We start from the raw sequence: 16,699 nt of genomic DNA, 5'->3' as shown, positions 1-16,699 counted from the left end.
GAAAGGAGCGAGTCGGTAAGGCTCGCTCCATGTCGAATCCCGCAAGACAGGCGTCTAGCCCGACCTTAGCCCGGTTTAACCGACGCGTCCTGATCGTCACTGACGACGCTAATGCATCGGTCGCGATGGTGGAGCATCTGCGCGATTTGTCCTTGGATGTTAGCATAACCGCTTATAACGGAAGCCATCTCTCTGATCTTCCGGCCCAAGCGCCGTCCGCCGTTCTCTGTTTCCTATCTGATTATATTGAGCATGGCCCCGCCATCGTCTCTGATATCCGAACGCATTACGCACCCCGTGATTTCCCAATCTTAGGTCGGTTGATGCGCAAGGCGCTCGGCGATCATCCCTATGACAGCGTGCTCTATGCGCCCGTCCATCCGGTTCAGGTCGCACACCGCGTTTCGTCGCTCATCCGGCTTGGCCAGATGGAAAACGAAATCATCCGCCGCATGGAGACACTCAAACACTCATTCGGGCAGGAGATGGAGTTTTCAGAAGACACGCTGCGTCAACCGTTCCGCGTTCTCTTCATCGGTAAAGCTGATCCGGCCTATATGGCGGTCGTCAACGCGCTTCAGGACAAGAATGTCGATGTCGTCGCCGCCTTCACCTCTTTTTCTGCCTTCGATTATCTCCATGACAGCACATTCGATGCCGTCGTGATGAACGCACTTAATGGTAGCGAACCGGCCATGACAATTGCCGATACGATGCGGCGGAACCCTCGCCTATTCCATGTCCCGACCCTGCTACTCGTCGATAAAACGACGTTTAAAGATGTGGATCTCGCCTATTCTCACGGCATCAAAGACTTGATCGATGCGGACGCGCCGCCCGAAGAATTGAGTGGTCGAATTTTAGAGCTGGCGAATGAATGTCGTCTACACCTGAAACTCAAAGATGAGTTTTCCAATTTGGGCGGACCTGAATGTTCGGACCCAGAGACCGGTGTTCTCAATACGCGATTCTTGACGCCCCATTTGAAACGCGTGAGTCGCGACTGTCGCGCTCGCAAGGTTCCGCTAACGATCCTGACCCTTAAGCTTGTCCCGCACGCCGACACAGCCCTGAACCCCGATGGACTTAGCGCCGCCTATGCCAGCTCGATAAAATTGATTGCTGGCATTGTTCGGATGCAGGATATTGTTGCCCGGATCGATGCGGATACGGTTATCGTTGCCTTCCCAGAAGAACACCGAAGTGATGTGGCGCGGATTGCGGCGCGGATCAGCGAGTTAATCGAGAATGCAGCCTTCCAAATCCCGGATGATGACAGCGGTGCCTTGTCGATGAGAGTTGAGACAGCCATCGTCGAACAGGGCGAGAATTCGGGCGAAAACTCCGCTCAGCCTATCGATCCGAACATTACAGATCAGTCCGATACGATCTCTCTCGTCCGCTAAGCTGCGCCTTCCGCCTTAGCGTCGACGATCAAAGCTTTGACCGCACGTTCCGCGCCTTGGACCCGTGATTTCGGCGTATCAAATCGACCCTGAACCAAAATCGTCTGATCCGGACGCAAACGCCAGCCAGAGTTCTGACTGATCGCATTCATCACGATCGCTGGATTTTTAATATCTTGATGGCGCATGTTCAAAACGACGCCTTTCGGCCCAGCATCGACTTTCTCGACATGAGCTTTTCGGCATAAACGCTTGATCGTCATGACTTTTAACAGGGCTTCAACTTCTTCCGGCAATGGGCCAAATCGGTCAATCAACTCTGCGGCGAGCGCATTACTATCCGTATCATTCTCAAGGTCAGAAATCCGGCGATAGAGCGACAGGCGCAGGTTCAGGTCTTCAACATAGGTTTCGGGGATGAGAACCGCGACACCAAGATTGACCTGCGGCGTCCAGCTTTGATCTGACACAGTTTCATCGTCTTTCAGCTCAGCAACCGCCTCCTCCAACATGTGTTGGTAAAGCTCCACCCCTAGTTCTTTAATGTGACCGGACTGTTCTTCTCCCAGTGGGTTACCCCCACCACGCATATCCAAATCGTGGCTAGCGAGCGTGAAACCTGCGCCGAGCGTATCGAGTGATTGCAATACTTTTAGTCGCTGCAAGGCCCCTTTCGTCGCAACATGCTCATCCGGTATCGTCAGATAAGCATAGGCTCGCGTCTTGGACCGACCGACACGACCGCGCATCTGATAGAGTTGCGCCAGACCGAACTTGTCCGCCCGATTGATAATCATCGTATTGGCGGTCGGAATATCGATGCCGCTCTCAATAATAGAGGTCGACAGCAACACATCATATTGGCCGTCATAGAAGGCACTCATAATGTCATCGAGCGCGCTGGCGCCCATCTGGCCGTGGGCGATGACATATTTTACTTCGGGAACACGTTCGCGCAGGAACTCTTCAAGCCGTCTAATATCGCTAATCCGCGGCGTCACGTAGTAGCTCTGCCCGCCGCGATATTTTTCCCGCAATAGCGCTTTTCTAATCGAGACTTCGTCAAACGGTAAAACATAGGTTCGCACGGCTAAGCGGTCGACGGGCGGCGTCGCAATCAGTGACAGGTCGCGAATACCCGTGAGCGCCATCTGCAAGGTGCGCGGGATCGGGGTCGCGGTCAGGGTCAGCATATGCACGTCTGCCCGCAGCGCCTTCAGACGCTCTTTGTGGCGGACACCAAAGCGTTGTTCTTCATCGACAACGACGAGGCCCAGATTGGCGAAGCTTACGGATTTGGCGAGAACGGCATGGGTCCCGATGATAATATCGACTTGGCCTTTTGCCAGCGCTTCGCGTGTCAGTTTGGCTTTTGTGGCTGGCACGAGGCGCGAAAGTTGCCGGACGGTGATCGGCATACCCCGGAAGCGCTCAGTAAAGGTCTTAAAGTGCTGACGAGACAAGAGCGTTGTCGGCGCGACAATCGCAACCTGCCGCCCTGTCATGGCGACGGCGAACGCAGCCCGTAAGGCGACTTCGGTCTTACCGAAGCCGACATCGCCACAGATCAATCGGTCCATTGGCCGGCCGGACGTCAGATCATCAAAGACATCTTTGATTGCGTTTAACTGGTCGTCCGTTTCAGCATAAGGGAAGCGGGCAGCAAACTCGTTATAAGACCCCTCCTCTATCTCAATCGGCTCGATGGTGCGCATGGCGCGCTTCGCCGCGATTATGATCAGCTCTGCTGCCATTTCGCGCAGACGGCCTTTGGCTTTCGCCTTGCGGGATTGCCACGCCACACCGCCGAGCTTGTCCAGAACAGCGCTCTCATTCGCCGCGCCATAACGGGATAAGAGTTCGATATTCTCGACGGGCAGATAGAGCTTCGCGTTCCCAGAATATTCCAGCTCAAGGCAATCATGCGGTGCGCCGCCCACAGCGAGTGTTTTCAGCCCGAGATAACGTCCGACTCCATGATCAATATGGACGATCAAATCACCTGGATTGAGAGCGCTGGCCTCAGCAATAAAGTTCTTCGCCCGCCGCCGCTTGCCGCGATTGACGAGACGGTCGCCCAGAATATCCTGTTCGGAAATAACCGCCAAGTCAGCCTCTCCGCCCGGCATGACGAAGCCTTGCTCAAGCGGAAGAATGACGGCTCGAATATCACCGGGTGCGATTTTGAAGGCGGCTTGGCCGTCCCGCGCGATGGGAACGATGACGCCTTGGTCTTCCAAGACATTGGTCAGACGTTCGCGCGATCCTTCTGACCAAGCGGCCATCCAGACGCGGTGTTTGGTCTCGCGCAACGCTTGCACATGTTTTGCGACCGAATCGAAGACATTGACGCCTTCGGTCTGACGTTCGGCGAGGAAGCTGCGGCCTGTCCGTGCGCCAAAGTCGATCTTATCGCCTTCATCCGGGGCGTCATAAGCCGTGTGCTGACGAACGCGAAGCGGCGCGGTGATGTCTGACAGTTCAACAGGCGGTATATAAAGTGCATCGGGTGGAAGCGGTCGGTAGAGTCCCGCCGTCTTGGCCGGGTACCCGGAGCCACTATCGCGTGCGTCCTGATGCTCTTTACGCGATGTATAGAAGTCTTCGACGAGCGATTCGCGTTCAGCCATCGCTTCGTTCGCCAAGCCGTCGAAAGCGATAATCGCGCCTGCGCCGACATAATCTAACACAGTTTCGGTATGATCGTAGAAGAGCGGCAGATAATGTTCGATCCCTTGCGGGCGGATGCCATCAATGACCGCTGAATAGACCGGGTCGCGACTGACGCCGCCGCCAAACGCCGCGATATAAGCTTTGCGGAATTCACTGATCGTATCTTCTTCGATGAAAACCTCGCTCACCGGAGCCAGAGTCAAACTCTTGAGCGCATTACTGGTCCGCTGCGTGTCGACGTCAAATTCGCGGATACTTTCAAGCTCATCACCAAAGAAATCGAGTCTGAGTGGAGCTTTGCGGGTCGGCGGGAAAATGTCGATGAGACCACCGCGTACTGCATAATCGCCAGGCTCAACTACGGTTGAAGCGCGGATATAGCCGTTGCGCGATAGGTAACGTTCTAAATCTTCACGCCGGACGTCGTCGCCAACCTTGGCGCGAAACCCGGCCGCTTTGATAATCTTGCGGGGCGGAACACGTTGCAGAATGGCCGCGACCGTCGTGACGATGATCAGAGGCTTTGTCGTCTTGACGGCAAGTAGGCTGTAAAGCGCTCCCGCCCGACGCGCGGCCAGAACCCGGCTGGGCGACACACGGTCGTAAGGGAGAGCATCCCACGCAGGCAAATTGAGCACGGGCACATCGGGTTGGAAGAAGCGACAGGCGGCCGTGAAGGACGCAGCGCGCGCATCATCCCGCGCCACGAACAGAACGCGACCCGACGTTTTTACGGCGGCTTTGGTAACAATAAGCGCATCAGCCCCTTCTGGGAGGCCAGCGGCCGTTAGTCGAAGATCAGGCCCGACATAGCGTGAGAGTTGGATTTGCATGTCAGAAGGAAGGTCTGAACGCGCGCAATCGTTCCAATAGTGGTGTGTCGAAATTGGCGGGAACGGGCAGCGCTTGCGTAATCCAGGCGTAGATATCGTGGTCCTTGGCGCTGAGCAGGTCTTCGAACATCAACAGCTCTTCATTGGATAGCTCTGGTCCATAGGTCCGGGCAAAGCCACTAAGGATCAAATCAGCCTCTTTAAAGCCGCGATAATGCGCGCGGTGGATCAAGCGCTTACGGCGCGTTTCCCAATCGATTGTGTCATCATTCTCAGACATGGGCGCGGCCCTACTGAATGCGGCCTGCCCTGTCACGACCCTATCCCTTGCATGGGCTGTATTACCGCGCCAAATCAGGATCGTGAGACCTCCTGCCCTCAATTCATGGTTTACTGGCATCCGATCGCTAACGGGTGTCGGTGATAAAGTCGGCGAAGCATTGGAACGAGCCTTCTCTGTCAGAACCCCGGCGAAGCTTCGCGATCTGCTACTAACGCCGCCTGTCAGCATCATAGACAGGTCAAACCGGCCCGGTATCGTCAATGCGCGGCAAGGAGATATAGGAACGTTCTTAGTCACGGTTGGGCGGCATATGCCCGCCAACTCTCGCTCTAAACCCTACCGCATTCGGGTCTATGATGAGACGGGCGAGATGATTCTCGCTTTCTTCAAGGCTTATGGCTCGACGTTAGAGCGGCAATTCCCCGAAGGCGCGCAGCGGCTGATTTCCGGTAAGGTCGAGATCTACAATGCCGAAGCTCAGATGAGTCATCCAGACTATGTGCTAGCACCCGAACAGGCCGATGAATTGCCGAGCTTTGAGCCCGTCTACCCACTGACGGCAGGATTATCCCCGAAAGTCGCCCGTAAAGCCGTTTGGTCCGCGCTCAAGACTGTGAGCCTCGGTGAAAGTCTGTCCGAATGGATCGACCCCGCCTTTCTCAAGCAAAATGACTGGCCGACTTTCAATGAGGCGGTCCTGCGCCTGCACCAGCCCAACCATATCGTCGATATATCCGCCAATGCGCCGCCCTTGCGACGCCTCGCCTATGACGAACTTCTGGCTAAACAACTGGCTATGGCCTTGGTCCGGGCGCGTAACCGATCCCTTAAAGGTGAAGCCCTGAGCGCGACGGGTGAATATGTCGATGATGTGCTGCGCGCCGCGCCGTTTTCGCCGACGGACGCGCAGGCGCGCGCCTTTGAAGAGATCAAAGCCGATATGGGATCCGAATCGCGTATGGCTCGCTTGCTGCAGGGTGATGTCGGCGCCGGGAAAACCTTCGTAGCCGCCCTCGCCAGTGCCTATGCGGCGGAAGCCGGGGCGCAGGTCGCCATCATGGCGCCCACAGAAATACTGGCGCGGCAACATGCAGACACGCTCGGCGCGATGCTAGAGCCTGCTGGGTTGACGGTTCAAGCTTTTACCGGGCGCGACAAAGGCCAAGCCCGCAAGGCGATCAACTCCGGTCTTTCAGAAGGTCACATTGACGTCGTGATCGGCACCCACGCCTTGTTCCAAGACGGGGTCGAGTTTGACCGACTCGGCTTAGTCATTATTGACGAGCAGCATCGGTTTGGCGTCCGGGACCGTCTGCGGTTGACTGAAAAAGGCGATGCACCGGATTTACTGGTGATGACGGCCACACCAATCCCGCGAACGCTGGCCCTGACCAGCTATGGCGATCTCGACATTTCGATTCTGGATGAAAAGCCAGCCGGACGTCAGCCGATTGAGACGGTAGCCCTGCCCTTACAACGGCTCGATGATGTTATCGATGCGGTCGGTCGTGCGACGAAAGTGGGCGATCAAGTCTATTGGGTTTGCCCGCTGGTCGAAGATAGCGAGGTCAGTGATCTCTCATCCGTCGAGGATCGGCATCGGCAGCTCACGGCCATTTTCGGAGAGCGTGTTGGACTGTTGCACGGGCGCATGAGCGCAACGGAAAAAGAGACTATCAGCCAAGCCTTCAAAGCTGGGCGCTACGATGTTCTGGTCGCCACGACTGTTATCGAAGTTGGGGTCGATGCACCCAATGCGACCGTAATGGTGATTGAACATGCGGAACGGTTCGGACTGGCGCAGCTGCATCAATTGCGTGGTCGCGTGGGACGGGGGAGCAAGAAAAGTAGCTGCCTCCTGCTCTATAAATCACCCCTCAGTCAGAACGGGAAAGAACGCCTTAAAATCCTTCGTGAGAGCGAGGATGGGTTTCTAATCGCGGAGAAAGATTGGGAATTGCGCGGCTCAGGCGACCTATTGGGCGCGGCGCAATCCGGACTGCCACGCTTCCGGCTGGCCAATCTCGACAAGCATCGAGATCTACTCGAAACAGCCACGCAGGACGCGCGGCTACTGGTGCAAACCGATCCAGGCCTGACGTCTGACCGGGGGAAAGCCGCGCGAACCTTACTTTATTTATTCGAGCAGGATCACGGAATCGCCATGATGCGGGCGGGTTAGTCGGACAGAGTTTTGTCCGTCAGAGGTTTTTTGGGTTTCTTGCCTTTATACTCTTCGAGCGCCTCATTGGACGATACCATCCCCCCAGAAATGATCATTTTCGCGCCTTCTTCCGGCGTCATGTCGAGCAACTTTATTTCGGTCTTAGGCACAAACAATAGAAACCCGGATGTCGGGTTAGGTGTCGTGGGAACAAACACGCACACATAGTCCTTACCGTCGCCAGAGAGTTCGGTTTCTGGCGCACCCGATAGATCAGCCGTCACGAAACCAATCGCCCAAATCCCTTTGCGTGGATATTCGATCAAACACACATCGCGGAAGGCACGGTCCTTCTGCTGAGCGATGGTATTTAGGATCTGTTTGATGCCGTTATAGATCGGCGCAATCACAGGAACCTTGGCTAGAACCGCTTCCCCTGCGCGTAAAATGCTCGTTCCCACCTGATTAGAGACAAAAATCCCCAGCAGGGTCAGGCCAACTACAGCCAAGATCAGCGACAGGCCCCAGAATGGAAAGTCGAAATAGTTAGAGGGGTTCAGCGCATCAGGAACGATACTCCAGACCGCCGAATCGATTGTTCCGATCAACTTATTAAGGAGCCAGAATATGGCGACGATCGGCAACGCCACGATGATCCCAGCGATTAACCGATTGCGGAACCAGCGAACAACACGAAAGCGCGGTTCCTTCGGCACAACTTTGATTTCAGGGTGACTGTTTGTCATTGCCTTACCTTGCCCGCTTGCCGCCCGTCTTGCATGCGCTTATGCCAGTTCGGTCGATCATTGAAAGCGAGAAGGCAGCCTCATTACAACGTCTCCGCAAGAAATTAGGTCCCGGCGGCTAGCGCTCTGGCAAACGCTGTTGGGCGGAGTGATCGCGTCAATCGTGATCGGCGGGGCTTTGGCTGTCATTTATCGCGACGATATTTTTCAAACAATTCAAGATCCGCGACAACCGTTCCAGACTTATGATCCACCCGAAGCGCCGGATTACGCCCAAACCGATAGCTGGCTTAGCCTGCCTGACCTCACAATTGATCCGTTTACACTGAATGAGAAAGGCGATGTGTTCGTCATTGTGCCGAGTGTCTATCGCGGCGGGGAACATTATGTTCTTCCCAGCGATGATCTGCGAAGAAAGTCCAAACTAGAACGGATTGTTCGCCCCAATTATGTAACCCCCTATGGCGATGCCGGACGATTATTCGCGCCATTCTACCGACAAGCCTCACTCTATAGCTATATGACAACGCGCGAGGATGCGCGTCTGGCGCAAGACTTCGCTTATCAGGACGTGAAACGCGCTTTTGGGGATTTTCTGAAACACAGCCCCCCCGAGCGGCCCATTGTGCTGGTCGGTCATAATCAAGGCGCGGCGCATCTGATCCGCTTATTGCATGATTTCTTTGCCGTGGACTCAGCCCTCACTGATCGGCTTGCTGTCGCCTACGTGATCGACTATCCGGTGCCGCTCGACCTTTTTGATCAGGCTCTAGCGCCGCTTATGCCTTGTGAGAGCGCCGACGATACGAATTGCGTTGCGGCGTTTGGGACATTTATGCCCGGCGAAGACAGTATTGCTGAGCGGTTCACGGAACGCCTCCTCGTGCATAACGGCACGAGCTTTGAGAGCGTCAATGAACGCGCTCTTCTCTGCATCAACCCGCTGACATGGACCCGGTCGCAAGATTATGCGCCAGAACGGCTCCATCTCGGCGGTGTCGCGGCTGAGGGGCTGGAACCCGATATTCGCCCGGCAGCCCGACCCAATCAGGTCGGAGCTCAATGTCAGGACGGAATATTACTGGTCGACAGGCCGCGCTCTCGCTCGCTGCGGCGCCCCATTCAAATCGGGGCCAAGTTCCGCACCCTCCCGTCCAATCTTTTTTACGAAGATCTCCGGCAGAATGCCGTGATTCGGGTCGAGGCGTTGATCGAATCAGGAACGCTGCCCAAGCGTGCTGGACGGCTCGATGATTTCGATGTGATCGAGATTGACGAGAGCCCAGTCGTGCCTGCGACCGACCGCCCACCGACATCACAAATTCCTGAACGCTAAAAGCGGTAGAATTTCATCAGTTCCACTGGCAAGGACGCGCTATGATAGCCTCTTCCGTCATTGACCTCATCGGCAACACCCCTCTGCTCAAACTGCAGGACGCGTCAAAAATGACGGGTTGCAATATTTACGGCAAGGCCGAGTTCCTCAATCCAGGTCAGTCAGTCAAAGATCGGGCGGCGCTCTGGATCGTGCGCGACGCAGAAGCGCGGGGCGCACTGCGTCCGGGCGGTGTTGTTGTCGAAGGCACGGCGGGTAATACTGGCATCGGTCTCGCCATGGTCTGCTCCGCGCTCGGTTATCGCTGTAAGATCGTCATGCCGCGTACACAAAGCCAAGAAAAGAAAGACGCCGTTAAACTACTTGGCGCTGAGTTGATTGAAGTCGATGCCGTGCCCTACGCCAATCCGGGCAATTATGTGCATGTATCCGAACGCCTTGCGAAAGAGCTCAGCGAGACCGAACCGAACGGGGCGATCTGGGCAAACCAGTTTGATAACATAGCCAACCGACAGGCCCATATTGATAGCACAGCCGAAGAAATTTGGACGCAAACAGAGGGCAAGGTTGACGGTTTCGTCTGTTCGGTCGGGTCGGGCGGAACATTGGGCGGAATGTCGATGGGGCTGAAGGCTAAAAATCCTGATGTTAAAATCGGCGTGGCTGACCCTTATGGTTCAAAAATGTTCGCCTATTATGATCACGGCGAGCTTGAGAGCGAAGGCAATTCTATCACAGAAGGCATTGGCCAAGGGCGGATTACGGCCAACTTGCAAGATGTGATCGTTGATCGCGCTTATCGTATCAGTGACACTGAAGCCTTGCAGATCATTTTCGAACTCAATCAGCTCGAAGGCATTTGTCTCGGCGGATCGTCTGGCATTAACATTGCGGGCGCCATTCATATGGCGCGAGAGATGGGGCCGGGCCACACAATCGTAACCATCCTGTGTGATTATGGTCAACGCTACCAGTCCAAAGTCTATAACCCAGATTTTCTAAAGGAGCGGGGTCTCCCCGTGCCATCTTGGTTATGAATGCTGCCTTGACCCCGACTGGACTGTCCAAATCTCGCCTACGGGTCGATGCAACATGGGTTCTACCCAGTCGCACGGAACCGCTCGACGATTACTTAGCTGGCACGACCCATTGGGTTAACACTAATCGGATCAAAGCCTTAGCGCCGGAAGATCGCCCAACTCATAGCCCTTATATTTTCGGCGAGGCTGGGCTGACCGGCCATAATCCGCTTGCCATTTATGACCGCGCCGGCTTGTTTTCATCCCCTTGGGTGTGGTGGCTCTTACGCTCTCATGGTTGTGACGTGGTCTTAATTGAAGGGTGGGGCGATACACAAATTGAATGCCCGATAGCGCCCCCGGCAACCTTCATATCGAAACAGGACCCGACCAGTTTCAATGCGATTAAGGCCGATGTGGTGGCGGCTTTAGACGAAGATGATATTCAAATTCTCGATGCCCGGCCCGCAGGCCGCTTTTCCGGTGAATTTGCTGAACCAAGACCAGAGTGCCGCTCGGGTCATATCCCTGGTAGTCTCAATGTCCCCTTTGGGACGTTAAAATCCGGACGCGCTTTTTTAAGCAATGACGAGCTCATGGGTATTTTCGACGAGGCGGATGTAGACTTGTCCAAGCCGATCATCACCACTTGCGGATCTGGCGTAACAGCATCTGGGCTGGCTTATGCCCTGACCCGCTGCGGGGCCGACCATGTCCAAGTCTATCAGGGGTCTTGGGCCGAATGGGGCAGTGATCCGAACTTACCAATCAAAACTGGGTCATGACTGAAAAACGCACACGATTTGCCCATCTTGGTCGACCAAGTCCGGATATAGGAACGCCGGTAAACCCGCCAATCGTGCGGGCTTCAACCTTGTTGTTTGACCGATCCGAGGACCTCTATCGGACCGATATTACCAGCTATGGTCGCCACGGAACCAATGTTCACGGGGCGCTCCGTGAGCTATTCATCGAATTAGAAGGCGGTGAGAGCAGTCAAATTTACCCGTCCGGCGTCATGGCCTGTGTCCAGCCCGTCCTATCTTTCGTCAAACCCGGCGATCATGTCTTACTGACAGACAGTGCTTACGGGCCAACCCGCTACTTCAGCCAGACCTTCCTGAAACAGATGGGTGTGGAGATGGAGCTCTACGACCCTCGGATCGGCGGCGATATTGACGGTCTGATTCGTGACAACACCTCTGTCATCCTGCTGGAGAGTCCCGGTTCCCTCACCTTTGAGATTCAGGATATTCCAGCTATTTGTAAAGCTGCGCGGGATCGCGGTGTTGTCTCCATTGTCGACAATAGCTGGTCGGCTGGCCTGACATGCAACCCTCTGGCTCTGGGCGCAGATATTTCCACCCATTCAGCGACGAAATATTTCGGGGGTCACGGTGATCTTCTGCTCGGAGCCGCGATTTGCGCGAGCTCCGCACACGGCGAGAAACTCTCGCAAACCGCTAAACAGTTGGGCGTCGCCAGCTCGCCCGATGATGCCTATCAAGTTTTGCGCGGGTTCCGCTCGGTGGTTACCCGGTTCGAACAACAGGCGCGTACAGCCGAAACTATAGCCCGCTGGCTAAGCAGTCACGACCAGATCCTTGACGTTCTCCACCCAGCTCTGGAAAGCCATCCCGATCATGCGCTCTGGGCGCGTGATTTTAGTGGCGGCGGCGGGCTATTCAGCGTTGTGATGAGCCCGCGATCAACGGTTGACGTCAACCGCTTCATCGATGCGCTCAAACTCTTTGGTGTTGGGTTTTCTTATGGCGGGTATGAGAGTTTGGCGATCCATTGCGATCCGCAACTCAAACGTCGATTTGGCGAACCTTTCGCCGGTCCCATTGTTAGATTTGCCTGCGGTCTCGAAGACGAGCGTGATTTGATAAGTGATATAGAGCAGGCTCTTGCGTCGGGTTCTTGAAGCTATTTGGGGGAGTCTCAAACTCGCAGCGGTCGGGGGAGCAATTGCTCTGGGCTCTTGCACAACAGCCCGAACAATATTGAAACAAGCGCCGACGGATTTACCATCCGATTGGCAACCACTCTCGCGCCAATCCCTACCCGATCCGCTGGCGAGAGAGCTGCTGCAAGCGCATGTTTACGGCCAAATGGAACTGAGTCCGGATGTTGAGGTCGTCGACTATCAGATCACGTCAACCGGCGCCTTTGACGGTCGGGCCACCCTCGTCCAATGGCACCTTCGGATTGGCTATGGGGCGGCGGTCCGCGATCTCGACCTTGTTGCTTTGATTCCCAATGAACATCCTAATGCCCCAATGATTCTGTCGCAGAATTTCTGTCCCAATAATGATGTTGTTCCGCTGGAAGGCGTCAGAGCGCCCGCTAATATAGGCTTCAACTGTTCGGGCGGGGGTTTAGCTGGAGCCTTATTTGGGAACATATTTGGCCGTTATATCGTGACGCCGCCTCTGCAGGACATAATCGACCGGGGTTATGGCTTCGCCGCGACCTATCCCAGTCAAGTTATCCCAGACAGTGGTGAATCCGGACTGGCGGCGCTAGGTGCCCTGTTTCCGAACCAGCCTAAGCGACCCGGCGCGTTAGCAGCCTGGGCCGGACTGTTTGAGGTTGCCGCCGATACAATAGAGACCAAATTCGGTGAGCGGCCCATGATTGCTTACGGACACTCTCGTTTCGCGAAGACCGCTTTGTTGGCCGGGGCGTGGTCTGACCGGATTGACGCCGTTCTCGCCCATCAGAGCGGGACACTCGGCGCGTCCGCGCTTGACGACGATACGGGCGAGCCGTTGGACGATATGGTCAGAGCCTACCCGCATTGGGCGGGTCCTGGCATCACCCCCTTTGCTGACACACCGGCATCCTTGCCTGTTCGTCCCGCTGACCTGCTTGCTCTGATCGGTGACAAGCCCGTCTTACTTGGCAATGCCAGGCGCGATGTCTGGTCCGACCCGTGGGGTGCCTTTACGGAAGCCAAATCAGCCTGGGGCGATGCCTTCGGGGCTGAAAGCCCTGCGGACTTCCGTCCCTCGGACACAAAGGCCTATTGGCTCCGTCCCGGAACGCACGGCGTGGTCAAAGAAGACTGGCCCGCCTTCCTCGATTTTCTCGATGCGAATATGGCTAAAGATTAGCGAAAAATGGCGACCCCGGGAGGACTTGAACCCCCAACCTGCAGATTAGAAGTCAGCTGCTCTATCCAGTTGAGCTACGGGGCCGACTGACAAGTGACCTGACCCTAATGGGTCCAGGGCAACTTGCGATTAAAGGCGAAATTTTCGGAATATGATCGTGGGATCCGTTTCGAATCCTTTGATCCATGCACACGGTGCGGAATGTCATTCGTTTTGGCGTAGGATACAGCCTCGTCCAAAGTGTCAAATGTCATCCGGATCTGCTCCCGCGTATCGGTCGAAATCGCATTACCCGTCAGCGGATCGATTGAGTGCGGTTCTTCGCTCTCAAATTCGAGAATCCAGTGGTGGGTCTTGGCGCGTCCCGAGCTCATCGCCGATGGGCGTGGTCTGTAGATCTTGGCGTACATAGAGCGGCGTTAGCGGGGCGGTGCGCGGCTGGCAAGTTCGTCCCGCGTCTGGGCTCAGTTTTCCTTGTGAAAAGCCGCGTTGAGCAACCGTTTCACGTCACTCAATGCCTGACCCTTCGTAAGAGGCTGCGCGTGCGCCTGCCCGCCTTGAGTGTGCGGTTGAGCCGGGTATCCCGGTGAGCCAGCCCGTTGCTGTGCCACAGCTCTTGGCGCGGGCTGAGTTTGAACTGAATGCGGTCGAGCCGCATGAGGTGTCTGAGGGGGTAAATTCACGTCAGAAGCATGACTTCGCTTTTTCCAGCTCTCATAGACCCCGTGCATGAGTTGCGGGGTCGCTGTGTCGTGGGTCCAAAGTTTTGTGAAGGATGCGCTGGAACTGTGCGGACGATATTCTTCGGGTAGATTATTCAGCAGCACGCGCATGGGCAGGTTGACGGCTTCACCGAAGACCATGGTTTCAGCCGTTCCAAGCGACGGTAGGAAGGCCAACAACTCAGCCGCCCCGTCAGGAACGGCCGAGCGAACAAAGTTCTGGTCGACTTCATTCGACAGACGCATCGAAAATATCGTTGAACATTGCGATAAGGTGCTCGGCTCAAGCTCGGACGGACGTTGCGAAATAATGCCCAGAGACACACCGTATTTCCGACCTTCTTTGGCAATGCGGGAAATGATCTTCCGCGTAGAGGCAAAGCCTAAGCTCGGATCGCGTGGAATATAGCGGTGCGCTTCTTCGCAGACGAGCAAAATGGGGATTTTACGTTTGGACCAGGTGGCTAATTCAAAAGCGAGTCGGCTGACAACGGATACGACAACATTGAGCGTTTCAGACGGGATTGATGAGAAATCCAGAATCGAAATCGGCTTTCCATTGACAGGTAGCCGGAAAATCGGACCCATAATGTCCTGTATGGACTTCGGCTTGGCCTGATTGCGGAAAATAAAGGCGTAGCGAGGATCGGAGATCAGGGTCGCGATGCGACGCTTTAGCCTCTTATAGGGCTGAAGGTTCGAATTATTCTCAAGCCTGCCCATTTCATGGTCAATCAGCTTAACCACATCGCGAATACGGTACGGGACCGGGCTATCCAAAGTGATATGGGTTGCACGCTGCAGCTCATATTCAATGTCGTCGAGATTGACCTGTGCGCTAACATCACTGCTTTGATTGGCGCGCTCAAACAGACGTTTGGCTTTCAGAATAACGTCGTGAAGGATTTCGTCCTCCTCGCGCGCTTGGTCTTCGATATCGGACGTCAGAAGCTCAGAGGTTTCGGCAAAATCAAACATCCAAAGCGGGAGGTCGAGAGTCTCCCCCGTGATGACCTCTGCCCGCGCGCCAAAACTCTTGGAATATTCGTTATGTGGATCGAACAGTACGATGTGCCCGTTCGGGTTGGCGTTCAAAATGGACTGCAGAACCAATGCGACTGTGCAGGACTTCCCTGAACCTGTAGATCCAATGATGGCGAAATGTTTGGACAACATGTCATCCGTGCGAACTTTGGCAACGATGCTACTATCTTGCTGCAAGCGTCCGATTTCGATGCAGGCGGTATTCTCTCTCGCAAAGATTAACTGCAAGTCTGAAGGCGACATGGCGTAAACGGCTTCATTGACGACGGGGAACGTCCGAACCCCTCTGAAAAACTTCGTTTCTCGCGTGGTAGGATTCGTCGTGATCTCACCCAGGATGCTCAGCTTCGCCATGCATCCATCATTCTCCCCCTCATTATCGGTCGCACCAATTTGGAGCGATGACACCATCGCGACAACGATGGACTGACTAGTCAGAATTTTGAGAATCGTGCCGATCTGCGCGAGATGTAACTTATTATCCCGGATAATGGTTTTGCTGATCGAAATGAGCGCCTCAGACGACCCTACATTGAGAATTCGACCTATTTCGATCTGGGCAGGCTGACGCCGCGCGCCGCCGCCAGGCGCCGTGGCCTGCCTTAATCCCGATGCCGTTGGCGTCATAGCGTAACCCTCTTTGGGAGACGCTAGGTCAGAGGCGTTAAGACAAGGCTTACATTGGGTTGAGTTTGGGATGTCTGGTCGGGGAGACAGGATTCGAACCTGCGACCCTCTGTTCCCAAAACAGATGCGCTACCAGGCTGCGCTACTCCCCGTTCCAGACGAAGCGGCTCTTAGACGGTTCGCGCGCAGGCGCAAGTCGTTAGCTGCCGAAAAATGGGTGCTCAACTGTATCTCCGGGTTTAATCCCCAGTTCTAGGGCCCGTCCGCCCTTAAGCTCAACAACAGCCGCGACAGTAGCTTCCGAACTGGCCGAACGCAGCTTGTAGGGTTGCGCCATATGTTCGATCTTCAAAATCTGACCATTGGAGCGAACAAACAAGATATCGAGCGGTATCGCCGTGTTCTTCATCCAGATCGTGGCGACTTTGGGTTCTGCAAACTCGAAGATCATGCCCTCATCTTCGCCCATTGAGTCGCGCCACATCATGCCGCGAGCCTGCTGATCGATAGTTTTGGCTTCTTCGACCAAGAAGGCGTGGGTTCCATTCTCTGAAACAATGCTCAGAGGTTGGGGCTCACCGAAATCAACAACATCATTTTGGTCAGTCTGCGCGAAAACTGGCGACGTATACGCCGTTGACGCTAAAGCAACGAAGAGAGCGGAAATTAGAGCACGTTTCATAGTCGAACCTCTAGCCACAGCCCCCGGCTCTGTCAGGTAAAAATC

13 protein-coding genes and 2 tRNA genes are annotated in these 16,699 nt (G+C 55.2%); 7 read left to right on the top strand and 8 right to left on the bottom strand.

Annotation, left to right across the window (positions count from 1 at the left end; genetic code table 11):
* The first annotated feature begins 29 nt into the window (after positions 1–29).
* The gene (locus QQL54_RS05910; protein ID WP_284388597.1) at positions 30–1,406 is read left to right on the top strand and encodes a PleD family two-component system response regulator; all 1,377 of its coding nucleotides are present in this window, start codon (positions 30–32) and stop codon (positions 1,404–1,406) included.
* On the opposite strand, the gene mfd is transcribed toward QQL54_RS05910, so the two are convergent.
* Both mfd and QQL54_RS05900 read right to left on the bottom strand, forming a co-directional pair.
* Entirely contained in the window at positions 1,403–4,912 is a 3,510-nt protein-coding gene (mfd, locus tag QQL54_RS05905; protein WP_284388595.1) for a transcription-repair coupling factor, read from the bottom strand. The two genes, QQL54_RS05910 and mfd, sit on opposite strands and share 4 nt — an antisense overlap.
* 1 nt (position 4,913) lies before the next feature.
* Complete coding sequence (locus QQL54_RS05900) at positions 4,914–5,192, bottom strand: FAD assembly factor SdhE (RefSeq protein WP_284388593.1); 279 nt, start codon at positions 5,190–5,192, stop codon at positions 4,914–4,916.
* Positions 5,193–5,274: 82 nt separating this feature from the next.
* On the opposite strand from QQL54_RS05900, the gene recG reads away from it, so the two are divergent.
* Positions 5,275–7,377, top strand: coding sequence for an ATP-dependent DNA helicase RecG (recG, locus tag QQL54_RS05895; RefSeq protein ID WP_284388592.1), 2,103 nt, complete (start codon positions 5,275–5,277; stop codon positions 7,375–7,377).
* Here the strand turns inward: recG and QQL54_RS05890 are convergent.
* Positions 7,374–8,105 (bottom strand): DUF502 domain-containing protein, encoded by a 732-nt coding sequence (locus tag QQL54_RS05890; RefSeq protein WP_284388591.1) that lies wholly within the window; start codon positions 8,103–8,105, stop codon positions 7,374–7,376. The genes recG and QQL54_RS05890 overlap by 4 nt on opposite strands.
* A gap of 148 nt (positions 8,106–8,253) precedes the next feature.
* Between QQL54_RS05890 and QQL54_RS05885 the strand changes: the two genes are divergently transcribed.
* Genes QQL54_RS05885 through QQL54_RS05865 form a run of 5 tightly spaced genes read left to right on the top strand, consistent with a single transcriptional unit; the run spans position 8,254 to position 13,579 of the window.
* A complete protein-coding gene (locus QQL54_RS05885; RefSeq protein ID WP_284388589.1) occupies positions 8,254–9,441 on the top strand; it encodes a DUF3089 domain-containing protein in 1,188 nt (395 codons plus the stop codon).
* A 41-nt stretch (positions 9,442–9,482) separates the two neighbouring features.
* The gene (locus QQL54_RS05880) at positions 9,483–10,478 is read left to right on the top strand and encodes a cysteine synthase A (protein WP_284388588.1); all 996 of its coding nucleotides are present in this window, start codon (positions 9,483–9,485) and stop codon (positions 10,476–10,478) included.
* A complete protein-coding gene (locus tag QQL54_RS05875; RefSeq protein ID WP_284388586.1) occupies positions 10,475–11,245 on the top strand; it encodes a sulfurtransferase in 771 nt (256 codons plus the stop codon). Before QQL54_RS05880 ends, QQL54_RS05875 begins: the two co-directional genes overlap by 4 nt.
* Complete coding sequence (gene metC / locus QQL54_RS05870; protein WP_284388584.1) at positions 11,242–12,387, top strand: cystathionine beta-lyase; 1,146 nt, start codon at positions 11,242–11,244, stop codon at positions 12,385–12,387. The genes QQL54_RS05875 and metC overlap by 4 nt, the downstream gene beginning before the upstream one ends.
* Complete coding sequence (locus tag QQL54_RS05865) at positions 12,371–13,579, top strand: glucuronyl esterase domain-containing protein (RefSeq protein WP_284388582.1); 1,209 nt, start codon at positions 12,371–12,373, stop codon at positions 13,577–13,579. The genes metC and QQL54_RS05865 overlap by 17 nt, the downstream gene beginning before the upstream one ends.
* Before the next feature lie 7 nt (positions 13,580–13,586).
* Here QQL54_RS05865 and QQL54_RS05860 read toward each other — a convergent pair.
* The 5 genes from QQL54_RS05860 to QQL54_RS05840 all read right to left on the bottom strand — a co-directional run bounded on the left by QQL54_RS05860 (position 13,587) and on the right by QQL54_RS05840 (position 16,654).
* A tRNA-Arg gene (locus tag QQL54_RS05860) sits at positions 13,587–13,663 on the bottom strand.
* 20 nt (positions 13,664–13,683) lie between these two features.
* On the bottom strand, positions 13,684–13,989 hold the full coding sequence (locus tag QQL54_RS05855; RefSeq protein ID WP_284388580.1) for an NADH dehydrogenase ubiquinone Fe-S protein 4: 306 nt from the start codon (positions 13,987–13,989) through the stop codon (positions 13,684–13,686).
* A gap of 54 nt (positions 13,990–14,043) precedes the next feature.
* Positions 14,044–15,972, bottom strand: a complete 1,929-nt coding sequence (locus QQL54_RS05850) for an ATP-binding protein (RefSeq protein ID WP_284388578.1) — start codon at positions 15,970–15,972, stop codon at positions 14,044–14,046.
* A gap of 75 nt (positions 15,973–16,047) precedes the next feature.
* Positions 16,048–16,124, bottom strand: a tRNA-Pro gene (locus tag QQL54_RS05845).
* Positions 16,125–16,171: 47 nt separating this feature from the next.
* Positions 16,172–16,654 carry a DUF192 domain-containing protein gene (locus QQL54_RS05840; RefSeq protein ID WP_284388576.1) on the bottom strand — a complete coding sequence of 161 codons (483 nt, stop codon included), beginning with the start codon at positions 16,652–16,654 and terminating at the stop codon, positions 16,172–16,174.
* Positions 16,655–16,699 lie beyond the last annotated feature (45 nt).

The sequence above is a fragment of the Algimonas ampicilliniresistens genome, assembly GCF_030159955.1.
In the GTDB taxonomy this organism is placed as follows: domain Bacteria; phylum Pseudomonadota; class Alphaproteobacteria; order Caulobacterales; family Maricaulaceae; genus Litorimonas; species Litorimonas ampicilliniresistens.
Note: the sequence above shows the minus strand (reverse complement) of the source record. Positions and strands in the feature narration are given on the sequence as shown.